This is a genomic window from Arthrobacter sp. K41 (assembly GCF_059089645.1).
In genome coordinates, this window is the sequence record NZ_JBNHEW010000001.1 from 578,790 (window position 1) to 597,117 (window position 18,328).

General features: G+C 63.4%; 16 protein-coding genes, 2 tRNA genes and 1 pseudogene. 4 read left to right on the forward strand and 15 right to left on the reverse strand.

Annotated features, from left to right (window positions below; all coding sequences use genetic code 11):
* Positions 1-50: 50 nt before the first annotated feature.
* The 4 genes from nrdF to nrdH all read right to left on the reverse strand — a co-directional run bounded on the left by nrdF (position 51) and on the right by nrdH (position 4,755).
* On the reverse strand, positions 51-1,025 hold the full coding sequence (gene nrdF / locus AC5RTE_RS02750) for a class 1b ribonucleoside-diphosphate reductase subunit beta (protein ID WP_494039870.1): 975 nt from the start codon (positions 1,023-1,025) through the stop codon (positions 51-53).
* Between the two features lie 762 nt (positions 1,026-1,787).
* Positions 1,788-3,908 (reverse strand): class 1b ribonucleoside-diphosphate reductase subunit alpha, encoded by a 2,121-nt coding sequence (nrdE, locus tag AC5RTE_RS02755; RefSeq protein WP_494039871.1) that lies wholly within the window; start codon positions 3,906-3,908, stop codon positions 1,788-1,790.
* Positions 3,909-3,928: 20 nt separating this feature from the next.
* Positions 3,929-4,381: a class Ib ribonucleoside-diphosphate reductase assembly flavoprotein NrdI gene (gene nrdI, locus AC5RTE_RS02760; protein ID WP_494040141.1), complete on the reverse strand. Its 453-nt coding sequence runs from the start codon at positions 4,379-4,381 to the stop codon at positions 3,929-3,931.
* 128 nt (positions 4,382-4,509) lie between these two features.
* Positions 4,510-4,755: a glutaredoxin-like protein NrdH gene (gene nrdH, locus AC5RTE_RS02765; RefSeq protein WP_050054847.1), complete on the reverse strand. Its 246-nt coding sequence runs from the start codon at positions 4,753-4,755 to the stop codon at positions 4,510-4,512.
* A gap of 411 nt (positions 4,756-5,166) precedes the next feature.
* Here nrdH and AC5RTE_RS02770 point away from each other — a divergent pair, with 411 nt between their 5' ends.
* Together AC5RTE_RS02770 and AC5RTE_RS02775 are read left to right on the forward strand one after the other, a co-directional pair.
* Positions 5,167-6,084, forward strand: coding sequence for a LysR family transcriptional regulator (locus AC5RTE_RS02770; RefSeq protein ID WP_494039872.1), 918 nt, complete (start codon positions 5,167-5,169; stop codon positions 6,082-6,084).
* A 45-nt stretch (positions 6,085-6,129) separates the two neighbouring features.
* On the forward strand, positions 6,130-6,633 hold the full coding sequence (locus tag AC5RTE_RS02775) for a DUF2004 domain-containing protein (RefSeq protein ID WP_494039873.1): 504 nt from the start codon (positions 6,130-6,132) through the stop codon (positions 6,631-6,633).
* A gap of 52 nt (positions 6,634-6,685) precedes the next feature.
* Here the strand turns inward: AC5RTE_RS02775 and AC5RTE_RS02780 are convergent.
* Positions 6,686-7,426 (reverse strand): annotated as a pseudogene (locus AC5RTE_RS02780) (hypothetical protein); the annotation flags it as partial.
* A 53-nt stretch (positions 7,427-7,479) separates the two neighbouring features.
* Positions 7,480-8,445: a methylenetetrahydrofolate reductase gene (locus AC5RTE_RS02785; protein WP_494039874.1), complete on the reverse strand. Its 966-nt coding sequence runs from the start codon at positions 8,443-8,445 to the stop codon at positions 7,480-7,482.
* A 410-nt stretch (positions 8,446-8,855) separates the two neighbouring features.
* On the opposite strand from AC5RTE_RS02785, the gene AC5RTE_RS02790 reads away from it, so the two are divergent.
* The gene (locus tag AC5RTE_RS02790) at positions 8,856-9,059 is read left to right on the forward strand and encodes a hypothetical protein (RefSeq protein WP_494039875.1); all 204 of its coding nucleotides are present in this window, start codon (positions 8,856-8,858) and stop codon (positions 9,057-9,059) included.
* 41 nt (positions 9,060-9,100) lie between these two features.
* Here AC5RTE_RS02790 and AC5RTE_RS02795 read toward each other — a convergent pair whose 3' ends face one another.
* The 6 genes from AC5RTE_RS02795 to AC5RTE_RS02820 all read right to left on the reverse strand — a co-directional run bounded on the left by AC5RTE_RS02795 (position 9,101) and on the right by AC5RTE_RS02820 (position 16,002).
* Positions 9,101-9,982, reverse strand: coding sequence for a carbohydrate ABC transporter permease (locus AC5RTE_RS02795; protein ID WP_494039876.1), 882 nt, complete (start codon positions 9,980-9,982; stop codon positions 9,101-9,103).
* A complete protein-coding gene (locus AC5RTE_RS02800; RefSeq protein WP_494039877.1) occupies positions 9,979-10,860 on the reverse strand; it encodes a carbohydrate ABC transporter permease in 882 nt (293 codons plus the stop codon). The genes AC5RTE_RS02795 and AC5RTE_RS02800 overlap by 4 nt, the downstream gene beginning before the upstream one ends.
* Before the next feature lie 2 nt (positions 10,861-10,862).
* A complete protein-coding gene (locus tag AC5RTE_RS02805) occupies positions 10,863-12,215 on the reverse strand; it encodes an extracellular solute-binding protein (protein WP_494040142.1) in 1,353 nt (450 codons plus the stop codon).
* A gap of 105 nt (positions 12,216-12,320) precedes the next feature.
* Positions 12,321-13,523 carry an ROK family transcriptional regulator gene (locus tag AC5RTE_RS02810; protein WP_494040143.1) on the reverse strand — a complete coding sequence of 401 codons (1,203 nt, stop codon included), beginning with the start codon at positions 13,521-13,523 and terminating at the stop codon, positions 12,321-12,323.
* Between the two features lie 191 nt (positions 13,524-13,714).
* On the reverse strand, positions 13,715-14,869 hold the full coding sequence (locus AC5RTE_RS02815; RefSeq protein ID WP_494039878.1) for a class I SAM-dependent methyltransferase: 1,155 nt from the start codon (positions 14,867-14,869) through the stop codon (positions 13,715-13,717).
* Positions 14,870-14,919: 50 nt separating this feature from the next.
* Entirely contained in the window at positions 14,920-16,002 is a 1,083-nt protein-coding gene (locus AC5RTE_RS02820; protein ID WP_494039879.1) for an FAD-dependent oxidoreductase, read from the reverse strand.
* 69 nt (positions 16,003-16,071) lie between these two features.
* Here AC5RTE_RS02820 and AC5RTE_RS02825 point away from each other — a divergent pair, with 69 nt between their 5' ends.
* Positions 16,072-17,388 (forward strand): class I SAM-dependent methyltransferase, encoded by a 1,317-nt coding sequence (locus AC5RTE_RS02825; RefSeq protein WP_494039880.1) that lies wholly within the window; start codon positions 16,072-16,074, stop codon positions 17,386-17,388.
* 87 nt (positions 17,389-17,475) lie between these two features.
* Here the strand turns inward: AC5RTE_RS02825 and AC5RTE_RS02830 are convergent.
* The 3 genes from AC5RTE_RS02830 to rsfS form a co-directional block, all read right to left on the reverse strand.
* Positions 17,476-17,548 (reverse strand) — tRNA-Ala (locus AC5RTE_RS02830).
* Between the two features lie 181 nt (positions 17,549-17,729).
* Positions 17,730-17,805: transfer RNA gene (locus AC5RTE_RS02835), tRNA-Ala, on the reverse strand.
* Between the two features lie 113 nt (positions 17,806-17,918).
* Entirely contained in the window at positions 17,919-18,320 is a 402-nt protein-coding gene (gene rsfS / locus AC5RTE_RS02840; RefSeq protein WP_494039881.1) for a ribosome silencing factor, read from the reverse strand.
* Between the last annotated feature and the right edge of the window lie 8 nt (positions 18,321-18,328).

Below are 18,328 nucleotides of genomic sequence, written 5' to 3' on the forward strand. Positions count from 1 at the left end.
GAGAACAACTAGTCGCGAAATCGCCAACTAGGTTCCGATCCCCCAGAAACCTAGAAGTCCCAGTCCTCATCTTCGGTGTTGACGGCCTTGCCGATCACGTACGAAGATCCCGAGCCCGAGAAGAAGTCGTGGTTCTCGTCAGCGTTCGGGGACAGGGCCGAGAGAATGGCCGGGTTCACGTCGGTGACGGATGCCGGGAACATGGCCTCGTAACCCAGGTTCATCAAGGCCTTGTTGGCGTTGTAGTGCAGGAACTTCTTGACGTCCTCGGCCAGGCCCACGCCGTCGTACAGATCGTGCGTGTACTGGACTTCGTTTTCGTACAGCTCGAAGAGCAGCTCGAAGGTGTAGTCCTTGATCTCCTGGCGGCGTTCCGGGGTAACCGTTTCGAGGGCCCGCTGGAACTTGTAGCCAATGTAGTAGCCGTGCACGGCCTCGTCGCGGATGATCAGGCGGATCAGGTCAGCCGTGTTCGTCAGCTTGGCGCGCGAGGACCAGTACATGGGCAGGTAGAAGCCTGAGTAGAACAGGAAGCTCTCAAGCAGCGTCGACGCCACCTTCCGCTTCAGGGGGTCATCGCCCTGGTAGAAGTCCATGACAATCTGAGCCTTCTTTTGAAGGTTCTCGTTCTCGGTGGACCAGCGGAACGCCTCGTCGATCTCCTTGGTGGAGGCCAGCGTGGAGAAGATGGAGGAGTAGCTCTTGGCGTGCACCGACTCCATGAACGCGATGTTCGTGTAGACGGCCTCCTCGTGCGGGGTGAGCGCATCCGGGATCAACGAAACAGCGCCAACAGTTGCCTGGACAGTGTCTAGCAGGGTCAACCCGGTGAACACGCGCATGGTGAGCTGCTGCTCAGCCGGCGTCAGCGTGTTCCAGGACTGGACGTCGTTGGACAGCGGCACCTTCTCCGGCAGCCAGAAGTTGTTGACCAGGCGGTTCCAGACATCCACGTCCTTATCGTCCTGGATGCGGTTCCAGTTGATCGCCTCAACATGGCTGAGAAGCTTTACTTTTTCGGTCATGACTCCGACTCACTTTCTGAAGAGAGACTTGATTTGGCTGAGTCCTCGACGCAGTACTTGCAGTCGGCTTTCTCGATGCCTTTGTTGGTGTGATGTCTGGTGTGTGCGGTGCGCTGGCTGGAAGGCATTGGGCGGCCCTTCCGTACTGCTGACATTTTCGCACGGGTTTCGGCGCTGGCCTTTTTCCCGAAGTTCGGGTTCCCGGCACCCTTCTTTGCTTCCGAAAGCGCCTTCCGTGTTTCCTCGCTGACAGCATGCCCGAATCCCGGATGGTCGGGCCCAAACTTTCCAAAATTGGGGTTATCCGCTCCAGAGTTTGTCCCTTTACGGCTTTCTTCCCACTTCTTGCGTTGCTCTGGGCTGTGCCTTTTACCGTGGAATGGATTGGCAGCACCCGGGCGGCTCAGACCTTTTCTGCCTGTATTCCGGATTCGTGCAGCCTCCCGCATCTCCTCGGTCCAAATGACCCCGGTAGGACCAAGGCCACCATCCGAAACTCCTGCAGGCCTTCTATCCAATCCAGCTCATCAGCGATGAGGTCAACCGGGTTCTGCTTACGAACCCAGTCATAGAACGGGGTCTTCCGTCCCTCCGCGGCCACTCGCAGGTGCTGATGGAAACGACGACTGGCTGTCTTGGTAGTGATACCGACATAGCGGTACTTGACCTCCCGCCGAAGCCGGATGCCGTAGACCAAGCCGCCCGTCGCCGTCGTCGTTTCCATCCTTCATCCCCTACAGAATATCGGCCTAATTCGACTGACTAGAGCATGCAAGAAACACAGTTGTCCACCTCGGTCCCTTCCAGCGCGAGCTGGCGGAGACGGATGTAGTAGATAGTCTTGATGCCCTTTTTCCATGCGTAAATTTGGGCCTTGTTGATGTCGCGGGTGGTGGCGGTGTCCTTGAAGAACAGCGTCAGGGACAGGCCCTGGTCCACGTGCTGGGTGGCAGCGGCGTAGGTGTCGATGACCTTCTCGTAGCCGATCTCGTACGCATCCTGGTAGTACTCCAGGTTGTCGTTCGTCAGGTACGGCGCCGGGTAGTAGACGCGGCCCAGCTTGCCTTCCTTGCGGATCTCAATTTTGGACGCCACCGGGTGGATCGAGGAGGTGGAGTTGTTGATGTAGGAGATCGAGCCCGTCGGCGGCACGGCCTGCAGGTTCTGGTTGTAGATGCCGTGCTCCATGACCGAAGCCTTCAGCGCCAGCCAATCAGCCTGCGTAGGGATGTGCACCTTCTCAAACAGCTCCCGCACCTTCTCGGTTTGCGGCACCCACTCCTGCTCCGTGTACTTGTCGAAGAACTCGCCCGACGCGTACTTGGACTTCTCGAAGCCGCCGAACGTCTGGCCGGTCTCGATGGCCAGCAGGTTGGAGGCGCGGATTGCGTGGTACACCACGGAGTAGAAGTAGATGTTGGTGAAGTCCAGGCCCTCTTCGGAACCGTAGTGGACCCGTTCCCGTGCCAGGTAGCCGTGCAGGTTCATCTGGCCCAGGCCGATGGCGTGGCTCTGGTCGTTGCCCTTGGCGATGGACGGCACGGAGGTGATGTTGGACATGTCAGACACCGCCGAGAGTGCACGGATGGCCGTCTCGATGGTCAGGCCGAAGTCCGGGGAGTCCATGGCCTTGGCGATGTTCAGCGAGCCCAGGTTGCAGGAGATGTCCTTGCCGGTGTCCGCGTAGGACAGGTCATCGTTGTACGTGGTGGGCTGGGAAACCTGGAGGATCTCCGAGCACAGGTTGGACATGATGATCTTGCCGTCAATCGGGTTTTCCCGGTTTACGGTGTCCTCGAACATGATGTACGGGTAGCCGGACTCGAACTGGATCTCGGCGAGGGTCTGGAAGAACTCACGCGCCTTGATCTTGGTCTTCTTGATCCGGGAATCGTCCACCATCTCGTAGTACTTCTCGGTGACCGAGACGTCGGAGAACGGCATGCCGTAGACGCGTTCGACGTCGTACGGCGAGAACAGGTACATGTCCTCATCCTTCTTCGCCAGCTCGAATGTGATGTCGGGGATGACGACGCCGAGCGAGAGGGTCTTGATGCGGATCTTCTCGTCGGCGTTCTCACGCTTGGTGTCCAGGAAGCGGTAGATGTCCGGGTGGTGTGCGTGCAGGTACACGGCACCGGCACCCTGGCGGGCACCGAGCTGGTTGGCGTAGGAGAAGCTGTCTTCAAGGAGTTTCATCACGGGGATGACGCCGGAGGACTGGTTCTCGATCTGCTTGATGGGCGCGCCGACCTCGCGGATGTTGGTCAGCGCGAACGCCACGCCGCCGCCGCGCTTGGACAGCTGCAGGGCGGAGTTGATGGAGCGGCCGATCGACTCCATGTTGTCCTCGATGCGGAGCAGGAAGCAGGAGACCAGCTCGCCGCGCTGCTTCTTGCCGGCGTTCAGGAACGTGGGGGTGGCCGGCTGGAAGCGGCCGTCGATGATCTCGTCCACCATCTGGGTGGCGAGCTGTTCGTTGCCGCGGGCCAGGTGCAGGGCCACCATGCAGACGCGGTCCTCGTAGCGCTCCAGGAAGCGCTTGCCGTCGAACGTCTTGAGTGTGTAGGACGTGTAGAACTTGAAGGCGCCCAGGAAGGTTTCGAAGCGGAACTTCTTTTTGTAGGCGCGGTTGAACAGGTCACGGATGAAGTTCATCGTGTACTGGTCCAGCGTCTCGCGCTCGTAGTAGTCGTTCTTGACCAGGTATTCGAGCTTCTCTTCCAGGTCGTGGAAGAACACGGTGTTGTTGTTCACGTGCTGCAGGAAGTACTGGTGCGCGGCTTCGCGGTCCGCCTCGAACTGGATCTCGCCGCTGGGGCCGTAGAGGTTCAGCATGGCGTTCAGCTCGTGATACCCCAGGCCCTTGTAAGCGGCAGGCATCTCAGGCTTCTGGGCCCTGGTTACTTCTGTGTCTGCGACAGTCGTGTCCAAAACGTGTCCAATCCATTGTTTACGCGGGTCACGTCTTCTGGCGTGCCCATTAATTCGAAGCGGTAGAGGTGCGGTACTCCGCACTTGGCGGCAATGATGTCCCCCGCCATGCAGTAGTTGTCCCCAAAGTTGGTATTGCCGGCACCGATCACTCCGCGGAGCAGCTGCCTGTTCTGCGGAACGTTCAGGAACCGGATAACCTGCTTGGGCACAGAACCCTCTCCCCCGGTGCCGCCGTAAGTGGGCACCACCAGCACGAACGGTTGGGTGGCGAGGAGGGGTGCATCCTTGGCGAGCAGCGGAATCCGCGCCACCTCACGGCCCAGCTTTGAGACAAAGCGGGTGGTGTTCTCGGATGCCGAGGAAAAGTAGATGAGCCGGCTGCCGGTAACAACAGCCGGAGCCGGCGCGGAAGCATCCACGCGCTGAGCCGCGGGAGGTTCCTGCGATGTCCGGGATTCCTGTGCTGTGTGGAAGTCCTGGGCTGCTGGTGCTGCCGTCGGAGTCACCTCAGCTTGTTGTCTGTTGCGGGCAGGAAAAGGAGTGACCCCTAGGCCACGGAGGAGACAGCGGAGAGCGCCAGTTCCTCGATCTTGTCCGGGCGGAAGCCTGACCAGTGGTCCTGGTCGGTAACCACAACGGGTGCCTGCATGTAGCCCAGAGCCTTCAGGCGCTCGAGTGCCTCGGCGTCCTGGGAGATGTCAACGCTCTGGTAGGCGATGCCCTTTTTGTCGAGCGCCCGGTAGGTGGCGTTGCACTGAACACAAGCAGGCTTTGTGTAAACCGTTACGGTCATTGTTCCTGTCCCCTTTGTCGAAGTCCTCGCTGGTCCGGTGTCCCGGTCCAAGCTGTATGTCGATACTACATGTAGTGCAGACGCCGCTTCGGAACCCCAAGATGATGTATTACAAGTATGTCATTTAATGCACCTTTAATCCACAGGGAGGTGCCGCCAAAATGTCCGGGATCCCGCTGTTTTAGCGAACGGAATCCACACCCTGTGGAGTACTTAGCCACATTTAACGCCCTGCGTGTCGTGGAAAAGACGGCGTGTCGGTGCCCCGGAGGCGTCCGCCCCCGGCATCGAAAATGGCGCGTAAAGTGACCCCGGGAACCCTTACAGGTGAGCAACACCACGGCCACTAAGTACAGGGAGCGGACATAGCGGCAGCTTCTTCAGCGCTGGGCCGCAGAGTACTGTGATCAGGTGGTAAATCCGGTACACCTGAAGACCCTCCTGGAGGTCACGCGGCTGGGGTCGTTCGCGGCGGCGGCATCAACCTTGGGCTATACAGCCTCGGCAGTTTCCCAACAGATGTCGGCGCTGGAACGGGACACCGGCGTCGTTCTCTTCCAGCGCTCCGCACGCAGCGTGGTGCCGACGGAAGCCGCCGTCGTCATGACCCGGCATGCAGCCAAGGTGCTCACGGACATGGAAGCCCTTATGGCCGCAGCTTCCAGGACCCAGGACACTGCCAACCAGGAACTTCGGCTGGGCATCTTTCCCAGCCTGGCAACCTACGTCCTCCCCCGGATCCTGAAGAACCCGGCCTGGAAGAACCTGGGCATTGACCTGAAGGTGTCCGTAGCGGAGCCCGGCCAGACCATTCAGGGGCTCCGTACTGGCGGCGACCTTGACCTGGCCGTGGTCTTCCAGGTGGGCCAGACCGGGTTCGCGTGGCCGAACACCATTAACCGGCAATGGATCGGCGACGACAACTTCCGGGTAGTGCTGCCCGCCGGCTGGGGTTTCCGGTCCGACGCCAAGGTTGCTGCCGACCACCTCTCCGAAATGCCCTGGATCATGCACCACCCGGGTACCAGCGATGCCATGGTGATTGAACGGCTCTTCGCGGGCTGCAACCTGCATCCTCGGGTGGTGGCGCACAGTGACGACTTCCACGCGAGCCTGGAGATGGCCGCGGCAGGGCTCGGGGCGGCGCTGGTTCCCGAACTGGCACTGCGCCACCGGCCTGCCGGAGTGGTGGTGCTTGACGTTCCCGAGATCCGGCTTGCCCGCAACGTTTTCGCGCTGCTGATCAATGACAGGAAAACAGCCCGGGTGCAGCTGTTTGTTGACCTGCTGGCCGAGACGCTGGCGGGGATGCGCACAGCGGTGAATTAGCCCGGAACGCTGGAATGCACTGCGGTTCGGGTCTATGTTGAAACTATGAACAAGGTAGCGAGCCAGCACTTTGGAGAGATCGAGCTCAACCACGGCAGGGATCACTTCATCGCCGCCAAGCATGAACTGCGCGGCCATCCGCTGGAAATCGACCTGAACGTTACCGCACACGATCACTTTGACGAAGCCGCCCTGCGCAAGGTCGACTACCGTTTGCGCTTCCTGCCTGAGCTGGTGGACGAGGTGCGGGACATGATCGCCGAGGAGCTGGAGCAGGAGGGGACCAGCCCCCAGGAGTACCTCCACTTCCACTGCAGCGCGCTCAAGGACGAGCACCTGCAAAAGGTTTTCGGCGTCTCCGACCGCAGCCAGTTGACCCATGCGGTGTTCCTCAAGGCGCTGAAACTTGGCCACGTTGGTATCTACCCCGGCCAGCCCGAACGCTACTTCGTCATGGACTTCACCCTGGGCGAGCATTTCACTGATGAGGTCCTCGTGGCGTCAGCCGATGAGGATGGCGTGGTGGACGACGAGATCGTCTGGTCCTGACAACGCAAAAACGGTGGTTGGGCTCAGGGCTCAACCACCGTTTTTTGTTGCCTTACTTCACGGCCTGCAGCAGGCCCGCGCGGACGGTCCTGGTGGCCTCCACCAGGTTCCGCAGGGATTCCTCCGTCTCGGTGTAGCCGCGGGTCTTAAGGCCGCAGTCCGGGTTGACCCACAGCTGGCGGGTAGGCACGTGCTTGACGGCGGTGCCCAGCAGCTCGGTGGCTTCCTCGGTACCCGGTACGCGCGGGGAGTGGATATCGTAAACGCCCGGGCCCACGCCGCGCCCGAAGCCGTGTGACTCGAGGTCGTGCACAACCTCCATGCGGGGCCATGCGGCCTCGATGGACGTAACGTCGGCGTCGAGGCCGTCGATGGCGTCGATGATCACGCCGAACTCGGAGTAGCAGAGGTGGGTGTGGATCTGGGTGGCGTCCGCAGCACCGGCGGTTGCCAGGCGGAAGGAATCCACAGACCACTTCAGGTAGTCGGCGTGGTCAGCCTTCTTCAGCGGAAGGAGGGTGCGGGCACGGACGTCCGCACGGCGGACGCCTTCAGCGGTGGCACGGGAAGCGATCACTGCAGTTGCTTCGTCGATGGCTGCCCTGGCCGAGGCCGGTTCTGCCAGGTAGGAGGCCAGGGTCTTGACCTCAACTGCCTTCTGGTCGGAGAAGGCCAGCCAGCTGCGGAGCTGCCCGGGAAGCTGCGTCTCTTCGACGACGTCGTGCGGGACGTGTTGCGTGGACGTGGAGGTGGAGGTGGAGACGGTGAGCCTGCCCGCCGCGGCCTTCAACTCGGCAATTCCTAAGTTGCAGGTAGTGCTTACGGGTGGTGCGGAGGAAGAAGTGTTTAGCCGGCGAGCTGGCGGCCGGCGGCCGCTGCCTGGCGGGTGCCGGCCCTGCTGCGCCGTGGAAGGGCCAGCTTGTCCAGGACCTCGAGGGCGCTTTGGTGCTCGTTGAAGGTGTACAGGTGGATACCGGGAGCACCGGCCTCCAGTGCTGCGTTGGCAAGGTCCACGGTGGCGTTTACGCCGATGCGGAGCCTTTCAAGGTCAGTGTCTGCGCCGCCGAGGCGCGCGATCAGCCGGGGATCAGGTTCCACACCCGCCAGTTCGCCAAGCCGGTTCAGGCGGCGGAGGCTGGTGAGGGGCATGACGCCGGGAATGATGGGGATGGTGACGCCTGCGCGCCGGGCCCTGGTGAGCAGGTCCGCGTACTGTTCGGCGTGGAAAAAGACCTGGGTGATGGCGAAATCGGCGCCCGAACGCTGCTTGGCGAGCAGCACCTCGACGTCGTGTTCCTCGCTGGGTGATTCAGGATGGCGGGTGGGATACGCCGCGACGCCCACCGCAATTTTCCCGGCACACAGCAGCGCCGAGCGGCGCTGTTCAACACGGCGGATCAGTTCGATCAGATCCTGTGCATAGCGCAATGACCCGGGCACATGGGCCCCGCCCTCCTTGGGCAGATCACCGCGCAGGGCGAGGATGCCGCGCACGCCGGTGTCCAGCAGTTCACCGATGATTCCAGCCAGCTCCTCCGGCGTGTTTCCGACGCACGTGAGGTGTGCCAGCGGGCGGAGGGTGGTTTCGATCAGGAGCCGGTTGATGAGTTCGACGGCGGTGTCCCGGTTGGAGCCGCTGGCACCATAGGTGACAGAGACGTAGTCCGGTTCGGTGGTTTCCAGCTCGCGGATGGTGGTCCAGAGGGTTTCCGCAGCTGCCGGCGAACGTGGCGGGAACAGCTCGTAGGAGAGGGCCACCGGAGCGGCGTCGGAAAGATTAGGGTGTGTGTCAATAGGGCTGGGTGGCGACATTTGCGTCCTTGGCTTTGGGCCATTGACGGCTGCCTGTCAACAGTTGTGACAGGACGCCGGCAATGATTCGAGTTTGGGGAACACGGAGGAACTTCACGAGGACGCAGCCGCGACTGTTACGCCTGGAATGAAGTTGTCCGTAGGCAAATGTCAGGCCCACATGGGGGCACCCACACCCTCCGCAACGGAGGATCGCTGACACGTTACCGCGGTAACTTGTATAGAACTCTAGGAGCGCCAGGAAGAGCATTCAAGGTGCGGACCGAATTAAGACGCAGTCTTACGCCCCGCTTCGGCCTTGTGGCAGAACAATCTTCGTTGCAACCCTTCCCGGTGCGGCTCCCTTACCGGGCCGTTCCGACAGAAAGGCCCCTCTCCCCACTGTGCCTTTCCAGGTCTATCCTTTTGACATGAGCGAGCTTCCAGCCAGTTACAAGGAGTTTCTCGCCGACAAAAGCGAGATGTTCATCAGCACCGTCAAGCCTGTCCTGCAGCAGTCTGCTGCGGACAAGCTGCATGGCGTCCGGGTCACCTACAACCCCGGCCCCACTGGCCATCAGGCCCACCTCGACGACACCGTCCCTTACGGAGTGGTCATCGAGGACATCGACTGACGTCCGCTTCCGGGCCAGGCCGCTCGCGCTGCAGGGCCGGTTCAACCCCTCACCGCGCCCGAAAGGGCGAAGGAACTTCCGGCGCCCTTGGCGACGATGACGTACATGGCCAGGACCGGCAGTGAGTACAGGATGGAAAACGCAGCCAGCTGGCCGTAGGCGACTGCCCCGTGCTGTCCGAAAAAGCTGAATATGGACACGGCGGCCGGCTGGTTCGCCTCAGAAAGGAGCAGCACGAACGGGACGAAGAAGTTCCCCCATGCCTGGATGAACACAAAGATGAACACCACGCCAAGCCCCTGGCGCATGAGAGGGAGGACGATGGTGCGCAGTGCCGTCATCCTCGACGCGCCGTCCACCCAGGCAGCTTCCTCCAGGGAGGCAGGCACTGCATCCATGAAGTTCCGGGTCATCCAAATGGCCATGGGCAGGGCGGTGGCGGACATAAATAGGATCGTGGCCGGCATCGAGTCCAGGAGTTCCAGCTGAACGAACAGCCCGTAAACCGGCACCATGATGGCTGTGATGGGCAGGCAGGTGCCGAAAAGGACGGCGTACATAAACGGCGTGTTGAACCTGGACCGGTAGCGGGACAGCGGGTAGGCGGCCAGCACGGCCGCAGCGAGGGTGACGGTGGCCGTGCCGGCAGACAGCACCAGGCTGTTCCACAGCGGCTGGAACAGCAGCCCGGGTGTCATGATGGCTGCGAAGTTTTCGAGACCGGGTTGGGCAGGGACCCTTGTTTCGTGCCCGGCCCCGGCGTCCAGGGAAGCCAGGACCAGCCAGAGCAGTGGCAGCAGGAAACAACAGCCCAGAATCAGCAGTGACACATCAGCGGGAGTGCTGCTGCCGCGCCCTGAATGGGTCCGCGCAGGAGCTTGCCCGGAAGGAACGGCTTCCGATGCTTGGGCGGGCGCTGTCATTGCTTCGACTCCCTGAGCAGCCGTATGTAGACGGCGCCGAAGACCGCCCCGATGAGGATCAGCACGCAAGCTACGGCAGTGCCGTACCCGATGTCCCCGAACCGGAAAGCTTCCTGGTAGGCCAGGATGGGCAGCGTGGTGCTTGCGTTGGCCGGGCCCCCGGCCGTCATCACCCAGATCAGGGTGAAAACGGCCAGCGTCTGCAGCGTGATCAGCATCAGGTTGGTGGCGATGCTCCCGCGGATCATGGGCAGCGTTATGAAGGCGAGGCCCTGCCAGCCCCGGGCACCATCCATTTGTGCGGCTTCGGCCACCTCAGCGGGAACATCGTTCAGCGCCGCGCGGTAGACGAGCATTGAGAAGGCTGTTCCCCGCCAGACGTTGGCCAGCACCACCGCGGCCATGGGCCAAGAGTAGAGCCAGTCCTGCTCGCCCATACCCAGGCCGCCCAGCAACTGGTTCAGGGTACCGTCGCGGCTGAAGTAGGCATAGGCGGCAAAGGCGGCAACGATCTCGGGAAGCACCCAGGCTGCCACCACCACTGTTCCAACAACACCGGAGACAACCCGGCGGGCGCGGCACATGAGGACGGCAAGGGCAAGCCCCAGCAGGTTCTGCCCCAGGACCGCTGACCCGATAACAAACAGCACGGTGAGCCCCAGCGACAGGGGTAACACCGGATCCACCAGCAGCCGCTGGTAGTTTTCCAGGCCGATCCAATTGGGGCTGCGAGCGTTGCGGCCGGTCAGTCCGGCGTTGGTGAAGGACGCGTGGAAAGCCCACAGCACCGGGCCGGCAAGGAAAACCACCAGGAGCAGGACGGCAGGCAGGACGGGGAGGTAACGCAGCAGGCTGCGTCCCCTCGTTCGGGCCGGCACGTTTACTTCCGGACGGTGTTGTCGCCGCCCACGATGTCCGTGACCGCTGAGTCGTACTCCTCAGCGGCCTGTTCCGGCGAGCGGTTGCCGGTGATGACGGCCTCTGTGGCCTCCTGGACTGCGGCGGAAATCCGGGGATAGTCGGACGTTGCAGGGCGGTACCGCGTCACGGAAACGAGGTCGGAGACATCCTTCACGAACGGATTTGCCGCCTGGTAGCCGGAGTCCCCGGCAACGTCGCTGCGGACAGCGATCTGCGAACTGTCCAGCGTGAAAGCGAGGGAATTCTCCCGGTTCATCGCCGTGGTGAGGAAACTGAAGGCGAGGTCGGGCTCCTTCGTGCCGGCGCCGATGGCAAGGGTCCAGCCGCCGGACATGCTCACCGCTCCCGGGGCGCCGCCGTCGCGCGTGGGGAACGGGGCAACTCCCATCTCCTGCTCGTAGCCCGGCCACTCGTAGCTGCCGCCTTCCTGCCAGAACGACGGTGCGTAGGAGCCTTCCACGGTGGCCGCGAGCTTCCCGTTCGGGAACCATTCGCCGAACACCTTTTTCCACACGTTCGCATCCAGGGCTTCCGCAGGCGTTACGGCAAGCCCTTCGTCGTAAAGGGTCTTGAGGAAGGTCAGCGAGTCCTTGAAGCCGGCGGAACCCACCACCCACTTTTTCGTTTCCTCGTCGTACAGCGCAGACCCGGTTCCGTGCAGGAGCTGGTAGAAGCCCTGCATCACAGTTGCCTCCCCGGTGCCCTTTCCGGCGTACATGTTGAAGGGGACCACCGAAGGATCATTGGCCTTGATCTTGCGTGCGGTGTCCACGATGTCCTGCCAGCTGCGCGGCTTCCAGGGGACGGTAATCCCTGCCGCTTCAAGGATCTTCTTGTTGTACCAGATGGCCCGGGTGTCGGTGCCCAGCGGCACTGCGTAAATTCCGCCGTCGTCCGCCCGCCCTGCCGCCTTGGCGCCGTCGTCGAATTTGTCCCAGTCCGCCCAGCCCTCAAGGTGGCTGTCCAGTTTAAGGAGGTACCCGGCGTCGACGTCGGAGCGGACCTTGAAGGTGTCCTCGTAGAAGACGTCCGGCGCCGTGGAGGGCGACCTCAGGGCGAGGGCCAGCTTGGTGCCGTAGTCGTCGTCATTGCCCTGGATGGGCTGCAGCTCAACTGAGACTCCCGGATTCGCGGCCTCGAACTGCTGCTTCGCTGCCTGGAACATTGTGTCCAAGGCGGTGAAGGAATCAGTCTTCTGATAAACCACCTTAAGCGTCTTGGTCTCGTCCTCGGCAGCACCTGGCGTACACGCCGTCAGGACCATCAGCGCGGAAGCAATCAGGGACATGGTCTTCAGGGCCGGGCGACGCATGGTGCTCCATTCAATCAAGGCTGCGGTGCCCCTTTGTCGGCGGGCCCCAGCCGCGGCAATACGCAAATGCTAGATCGGTGCCCAGCCCCAGGCAAGGGCACCGTTTCAGCTCTCCAGCAGAAGCCTCTGGGCGCGGGGGGCAAGGGTATGTTCCAGCACCAGGGATGCTGCGCCGATGGCGCCAACATCCTCGCCCACCCCGGTCCCCACCACCTCGATGGGATGGATCAGCCGGGTGTCGCTGTTGGCATCGAGCAAGGCAGGAATCTTGTCGAGATACCGTTCGGCGAGGCGGCTCCAGAATGGCCCGCCGAACACTACCCGCTCCACGTCCAACGTGTTGGTCACCACCGAAGCCGCCCGTGCCACCCGCACCGCGGACTTGTCGATGATGGCCAGCGCCTGTTCGTTTCCTGCGTCGGCAAGGTCGCACAGCGCGGAAAAACTTTGCTGGATTTCTGCGCCGCTGTTGCCGGACCGCGAGCCGTCCAGGATACCGGCGGCTTCGGCCTCGGCCACCAGCACCTGCGGGATGCAGGAGGACTTTACGCAGCCGCGGAGGCCGCAGTCGCAGGGCGGGCCGTCCGGGTCCACCACGATGTGCCCGATTTCGCCGGCGTTGCCGGACGTGCCCCGGACCACCTCGTCGTTCAGGACGATCCCGCACCCGATGCCGGTGCCCATGTACATAAAGATGAAGCTGCCGGCCCCGCTCGGACCGCCTGCCCAGGTTTCCGCCACTGCCGCGCTGGTGACGTCCTTGTCCATGAGGACCGAGTAGCCGGTGGCTTCCGAAAGCGCGTTGCGCAGTTCCACCCTGTCCCAGCCCGGGAGGAGCGGCGGGTCAACCACGGTGCCGTTGTCCAGGTCGATGGGGCCCGGAGCCGCCACGCCAAGGCCGGCAATCCTGTCCGTGTCCACACCGGAATCCGCGACGAGCTGGGAGATCTCGGCAGCGATGGTGGCAATGACGGAGCCGGGATCGTTTCCGCCGGGCGTCTTGATCCGCGAGTGCTGCACCACGGCGCCCACCAGGTCCAGGACCACCAGGGTGGTCACGGCAGGGTCGAGGTGGACGCCAACGGCGAACATGCCGCCGGGGTTGAGGCGGAGGATGGTGCGGGGCTTGCCGGGACCGCTGCCCTCCTTGCCGGCTTCGACAATAAGGTTCTGGTCCAGGAGGCGCCGGGAGATGTTGGAGATGGTCTGCGGCGAAAGCCCGACGATCTGGGCGAGCTCCACCCTGCTGAGCCCCCCGGCAGTCCTGCGGATGGCGTCCAGGATCACCGTGAGGTTGAAGTCCCCCATCCTGGGCAGGTTGGTGCCGCGTCGTGGTGAGGGTTGGCGGATCTCAGTCACGGCGTCCCCTTCGTGTCCGGCACATAGATGCTGATGCTTGAATCGTACGTTACCCATCGGCGCAGACCCATAGGACCGGCCGACAGCGCGGCGCACCTTTGGCTGGCCATCCCTTCGGGCTGCTCAGGATTCAGGCATGGTCAACGCGGTATGCGGCGGGTGCTTACGGTCACCGTGAACTTGGGGTTTTGGCCTTTCACGACGGTGGGCCCGACGCGCCGCTCAAGCGCGGGCAGGTACGCAAGGTGGCGGTTGTAGACGGTCCACAGCTCGCCACCGGGGGCCAGCACGCGCCCTGCTGCTTCGATCAGCTTCAGGCCCGCCCCGGCATGGACGCCGGCGCCCACGTGGAACGGCGGATTGAGCAGGATCAGGTCCGCGCTCCCGTCCGGCATAGTGCCCATGGCGTCATCCTGCACAGCACGGATCCGTCCCGCGAGGCCGTTTGCGCGGGCAGTTGCCAGGGCGGAGGCGACGGCGGCGGCTGACTGGTCTGTGGCGGTTACTGTGGAACCGGGATGCTGCCGGGCGTACATTGCCGCAAGTATTCCGGTGCCGCAGCCGAGGTCCACGGCGTGCTGGGCGGGCCGCATGGACGGCAGGAACGTCAGCAGGAACCGGGTGCCGATATCCAGCTTTGGCCCGGCAAAGACCGCACCATGGGCGGCAACGTCGAGATCGATTTCTGCCAGGTTTTCGATGACGGGAAAGTGTTCCGGGCCTTCGCTCCCCTGAGGCCCGGCGGCGACAATCACCCGGGACTTCTGCCGGGCGAGCTGCGGCGTGACGGACTTGAAGTGACGCTCCAGGACCGCATTCATGCCAAGGGACATGTGCTTTACACGGCCCCCGGCCAGCAGCACCACGTCGGGGGAAGCGTAGCGGGCCACTGAGGCCGCAATTTCATCCAGCTCTGCAAGGGTCTTGGGCAGCTGCAGCACAACAGCTTCTGCACCCTCCAGAAGCTCGCGCCCGAGGGGCAGCTGGAGGAACGGGAGGCCGCTTTCGGTCCCGGCCTCCAGCACCTCCGCGGCATTCAGGCGGAGCGCCTGCTCGCCGGTGATGAGGTCCTGGTGCACGCGCAGCACAGCGGGGCTGAGCACTGCGTAGGCACCCAGGGTCAGGGCACCGTAGCGATCGCCGATGACGGTCAGTCTGCTTCCGGCGGACACGTGTTCCGCTGCCGAATCAAGCAGCAGGCGGTCTGTGGCATCCCAGGCCTGCAGGTTGGGCGCGTCAACATCCGGCCGCCGCCGAAGCACCGCAAAGACGTCCTCAAGAGTTTGTAGTGCCACCAGGTTCCTGCCGCCTTGTCCCGTCTGCAATGTGTGCCCTGCTCCCGCCATCAGCCCCAATTTACCGTCCCGGCAGCAGGCCGGACTCCCGGCAGTTTGAGGATGGAAGCGACTGCTGCGCGGCCCGCCCGGTTGGCGCCGATGGTTGACGACGACGGCCCGTAGCCCACGAGATGGACGCGCGGCTCGGCTGCCACCCGGGTTCCGTCCATCACGATGCCGCCGCCCGGTCCGCGAAGGTGCAGCGGGGCAAGGTGCTCGAGTTCGGCCCGGAAGCCGGTGGCCCACAGGATGACGTCTGCTGCCAGGAAGCCCCCGCTGGCCAGGCGGACGCCGTCGCGTTCAATCGCTGCAAACATCGGTTGCCGGTTGAGGGCACCGCGTGCCGCAGCCGCACGCAGGGCCGGTGTCCGGATCAGCCCGGTTACTGACACCACGCTTTGCGGGGGCAGGCCCTGGCGCACCCGCTCTTCGACCAGTGCCACTGCGTCGTGGCCGGCCTTCGCGTCGAATTCCGCCTCCCGCCACACCGGCTCCCGCCGGGTGAACCAGCTGGTGGAGGTGACGCGGGATATTTCGTCCAGGAGGCCGACTGCAGAGATTCCGCCGCCAACCACGATCACATGCTTGCCTGCGAACTCTTCGGCAGAGACATAGCCGGCCACATGGAGCTGCCTGCCCCGAAACGTGGACTGCCCGGGATAGACGGGCCAGAACGGCCGGGTCCAGGTGCCGGTGGCGTTAATGACCGCCGCTGCACTCCAGATGCCGGCAGAGGTGGCAACCAACAGCCTGCCGGCGGGGTCCCGGTCCTCGCGGCTGACCGACCCCACCTTGACCGGACGCTGGACGTACAGGCCCAGTTCCTCCTCGTAGGCGCGGAAGTAACGCGTCAGGAACTCAGAGCTCGGTTCCCTCGGATCCACCGCTGGCTTGGCGATGCCGGGGAGGTCGCTGATGCCGTTGACGGTGGCCATCCGGAGGCTTTTCCAGCGGTGCCGCCATGCCCCGCCGGGACCTTCCTCGGCGTCGAGCACTACGAACTCCAGCCCCCGGCGCTGGAGGTGATAGGCGGCGGAAAGACCTGCCTGGCCCGCGCCGATGACAACAACGTCGGCGCGGGCTGGATTCACCCACCCATGATAGTCGTGCAGGGCGTGCCTGCCTTAGTCTTGGCCCCAAAGGACATAGGGAGGACTGCCATGACCACCAGCAAAGGGAACGCCGCACGACTCGCGAAAGCCCTGGCCATCGTGCTGGGCACGGAAGGAATACCGCTCCGCCTGCGAGCATGGGACGGCTCGGAGGCCGGGCCGGAAGGAGCGCCGCTGCTGGAGTTCCGGTCCCGGCGAGCCCTGCGGCGGATGCTTTGGTCCCCAGGCCAGTTGGGCCTCAGCCGTGCCTACGTTTCCGGCGACATTGATGCACCCGGCGACGTATTTGCCGCCTTCACCGCTTTGAGCTCGGCCGGAAAGTTCGCTCAGCCAGGGCCCTTCAAACCGCTCACCGCCGGGGAACTCTGGACACTGCTCCGGACGGCCGTCAGATTGGGGGCAATCGGCGCCAACCCCGCTCCCCCGCCCGAAGAGGCGCGGATCGCCCGAAAGGGCAGGCTCCACTCACGGCGCCGGGACTCCGCTGCCATCTCCCACCACTACGACGTCGGCAATGACTTTTACGCAATGGTCCTGGGAGTCTCGATGGTCTACTCCTGCGCTGTGTGGCCTGAAGAGGAGGACGGACTGGCCCCCGCAGGGGACCGCCTTGCCCGCGGCCTGGACGCCGCCCAGGAGGCAAAGCTGGACCTGGTGTGCCGCAAGCTGGGGCTCAAGCCCGGGATGCGGGTGCTGGATGTCGGCTGTGGCTGGGGCAGCTTTGCCCTGCACGCTGCCGCAAAGTACGGCGTGACCGTGGTGGGTGTTACCTTGTCCCAGGAACAGGCCATCATGGCCCGCAAACGTGCGGCAGAGGCCGGCCTCACCGAAAGAGTGGACATCCGGGTGCAGGACTATCGGGATGTCCAGGACGGGCCCTATGACGCCATCAGCTCCATAGGGATGTCCGAACACGTGGGACGGACAGAAATGCCACGCTACACCGCGGCATTGTTCGAGCTGCTTTGCCCTGGCGGCCGCCTGCTTAACCACGCCATCTCCTGGAACGCCGGACCCACCGCGCCGGACCCGGACTCCTTTATCCCCCGCTACGTATTCCCCGACGGCGAGATGATCAGCCTTAGCGAAATGTCCGCCGCCCTGGAAGCTGCAGGCTTCGAGATTTTGGACGTGGAGGCCCTGCGCCGGCATTACGCCCTCACCCTGCGGGCATGGGTCCACCGGTTGGAAGAGCACTGGGACCAGGCGGTACAGCTGACCAGCCCGGGACGGGCCCGGGTGTGGCGGCTGTATATGGCTTCCAGCGCCCTGGGGTTTGAAAACAATCTGACGGGAGTTAACCAGGTTCTTGTCCAGCGGCCAGGCGGGGACCAGCCGCCCCTGCGGCGCAGGCAGTGGCTATAGCGGTTCGAACCTGTAACGTCCCGGGAAGCAGAAAAGGAACCACCCGGACGGGTGGTTCCTTTTTCCTCCTGCAAGGAGGATGACCGGTGGAGCTGAGGGGACTCGAACCCCTGACCCCCTGCATGCCATGCAGGTGCGCTACCAGCTGCGCCACAGCCCCGGACCTTGCTGCCGCAGTGGGAGGGTTCCCGCCGAAGCAACCTGATCAGCTTAATGCACTTTGCTGCTGCGCGCCAATCGGCACCTTCAACCGTTTCCGCGCCCGGCAGCAGGCCGAACCAGCCGCTTCCCGGGCGGATAAACACAAAATCCGCCGGGATCCTGTGATCCCGGCGGATTATTGGTGGAGCTGAGGGGACTCGAACCCCTGACCCCCTGCATGCCATGCAGGTGCGCTACCAGCTGCGCCACAGCCCCGAATTATTGCCGCTCAAAAAGCTTTTCTTCCGGTGTTCGCCGGAGCAACTCAAATATCTTAGAACAGCAATTCCGAAAATTCCAAATCGGGCATATTCGGCCGGTCTGCGTGCCTACTCCGAGTCTGTGGAAGCAGCAGCCTTCGCCGAAGCGTCGTCTTCCAGCTGCAGGTCCACCACGGGGCAGTCCTTCCACAGGCGCTCCAGCGCATAGAAGACGCGGTCTTCTTCATGCTGGACGTGAATGACGATGTCCGAGTAGTCGAGCAGGACCCACCGGCCGCCGGAACGGCCTTCGCGCCGGACAGGCCGCAAATCCTGCTTGGCAAGTTCCTCTTCAATTCCATCAACGATGGCGTTGACCTGCCGCTCACTGGGGGCGGAGGCAATGAGGAAAACATCTGCCAGGGCGAGGCGTTCACTCACGTCCAGAGCCACGATGTCCTGGGCAATCTTGTCCGCAGCTGCCTTGGCGGCAGTGCGGGCTGTGGTGATGGATGTATCTGATGCAGTCACGCGGACTC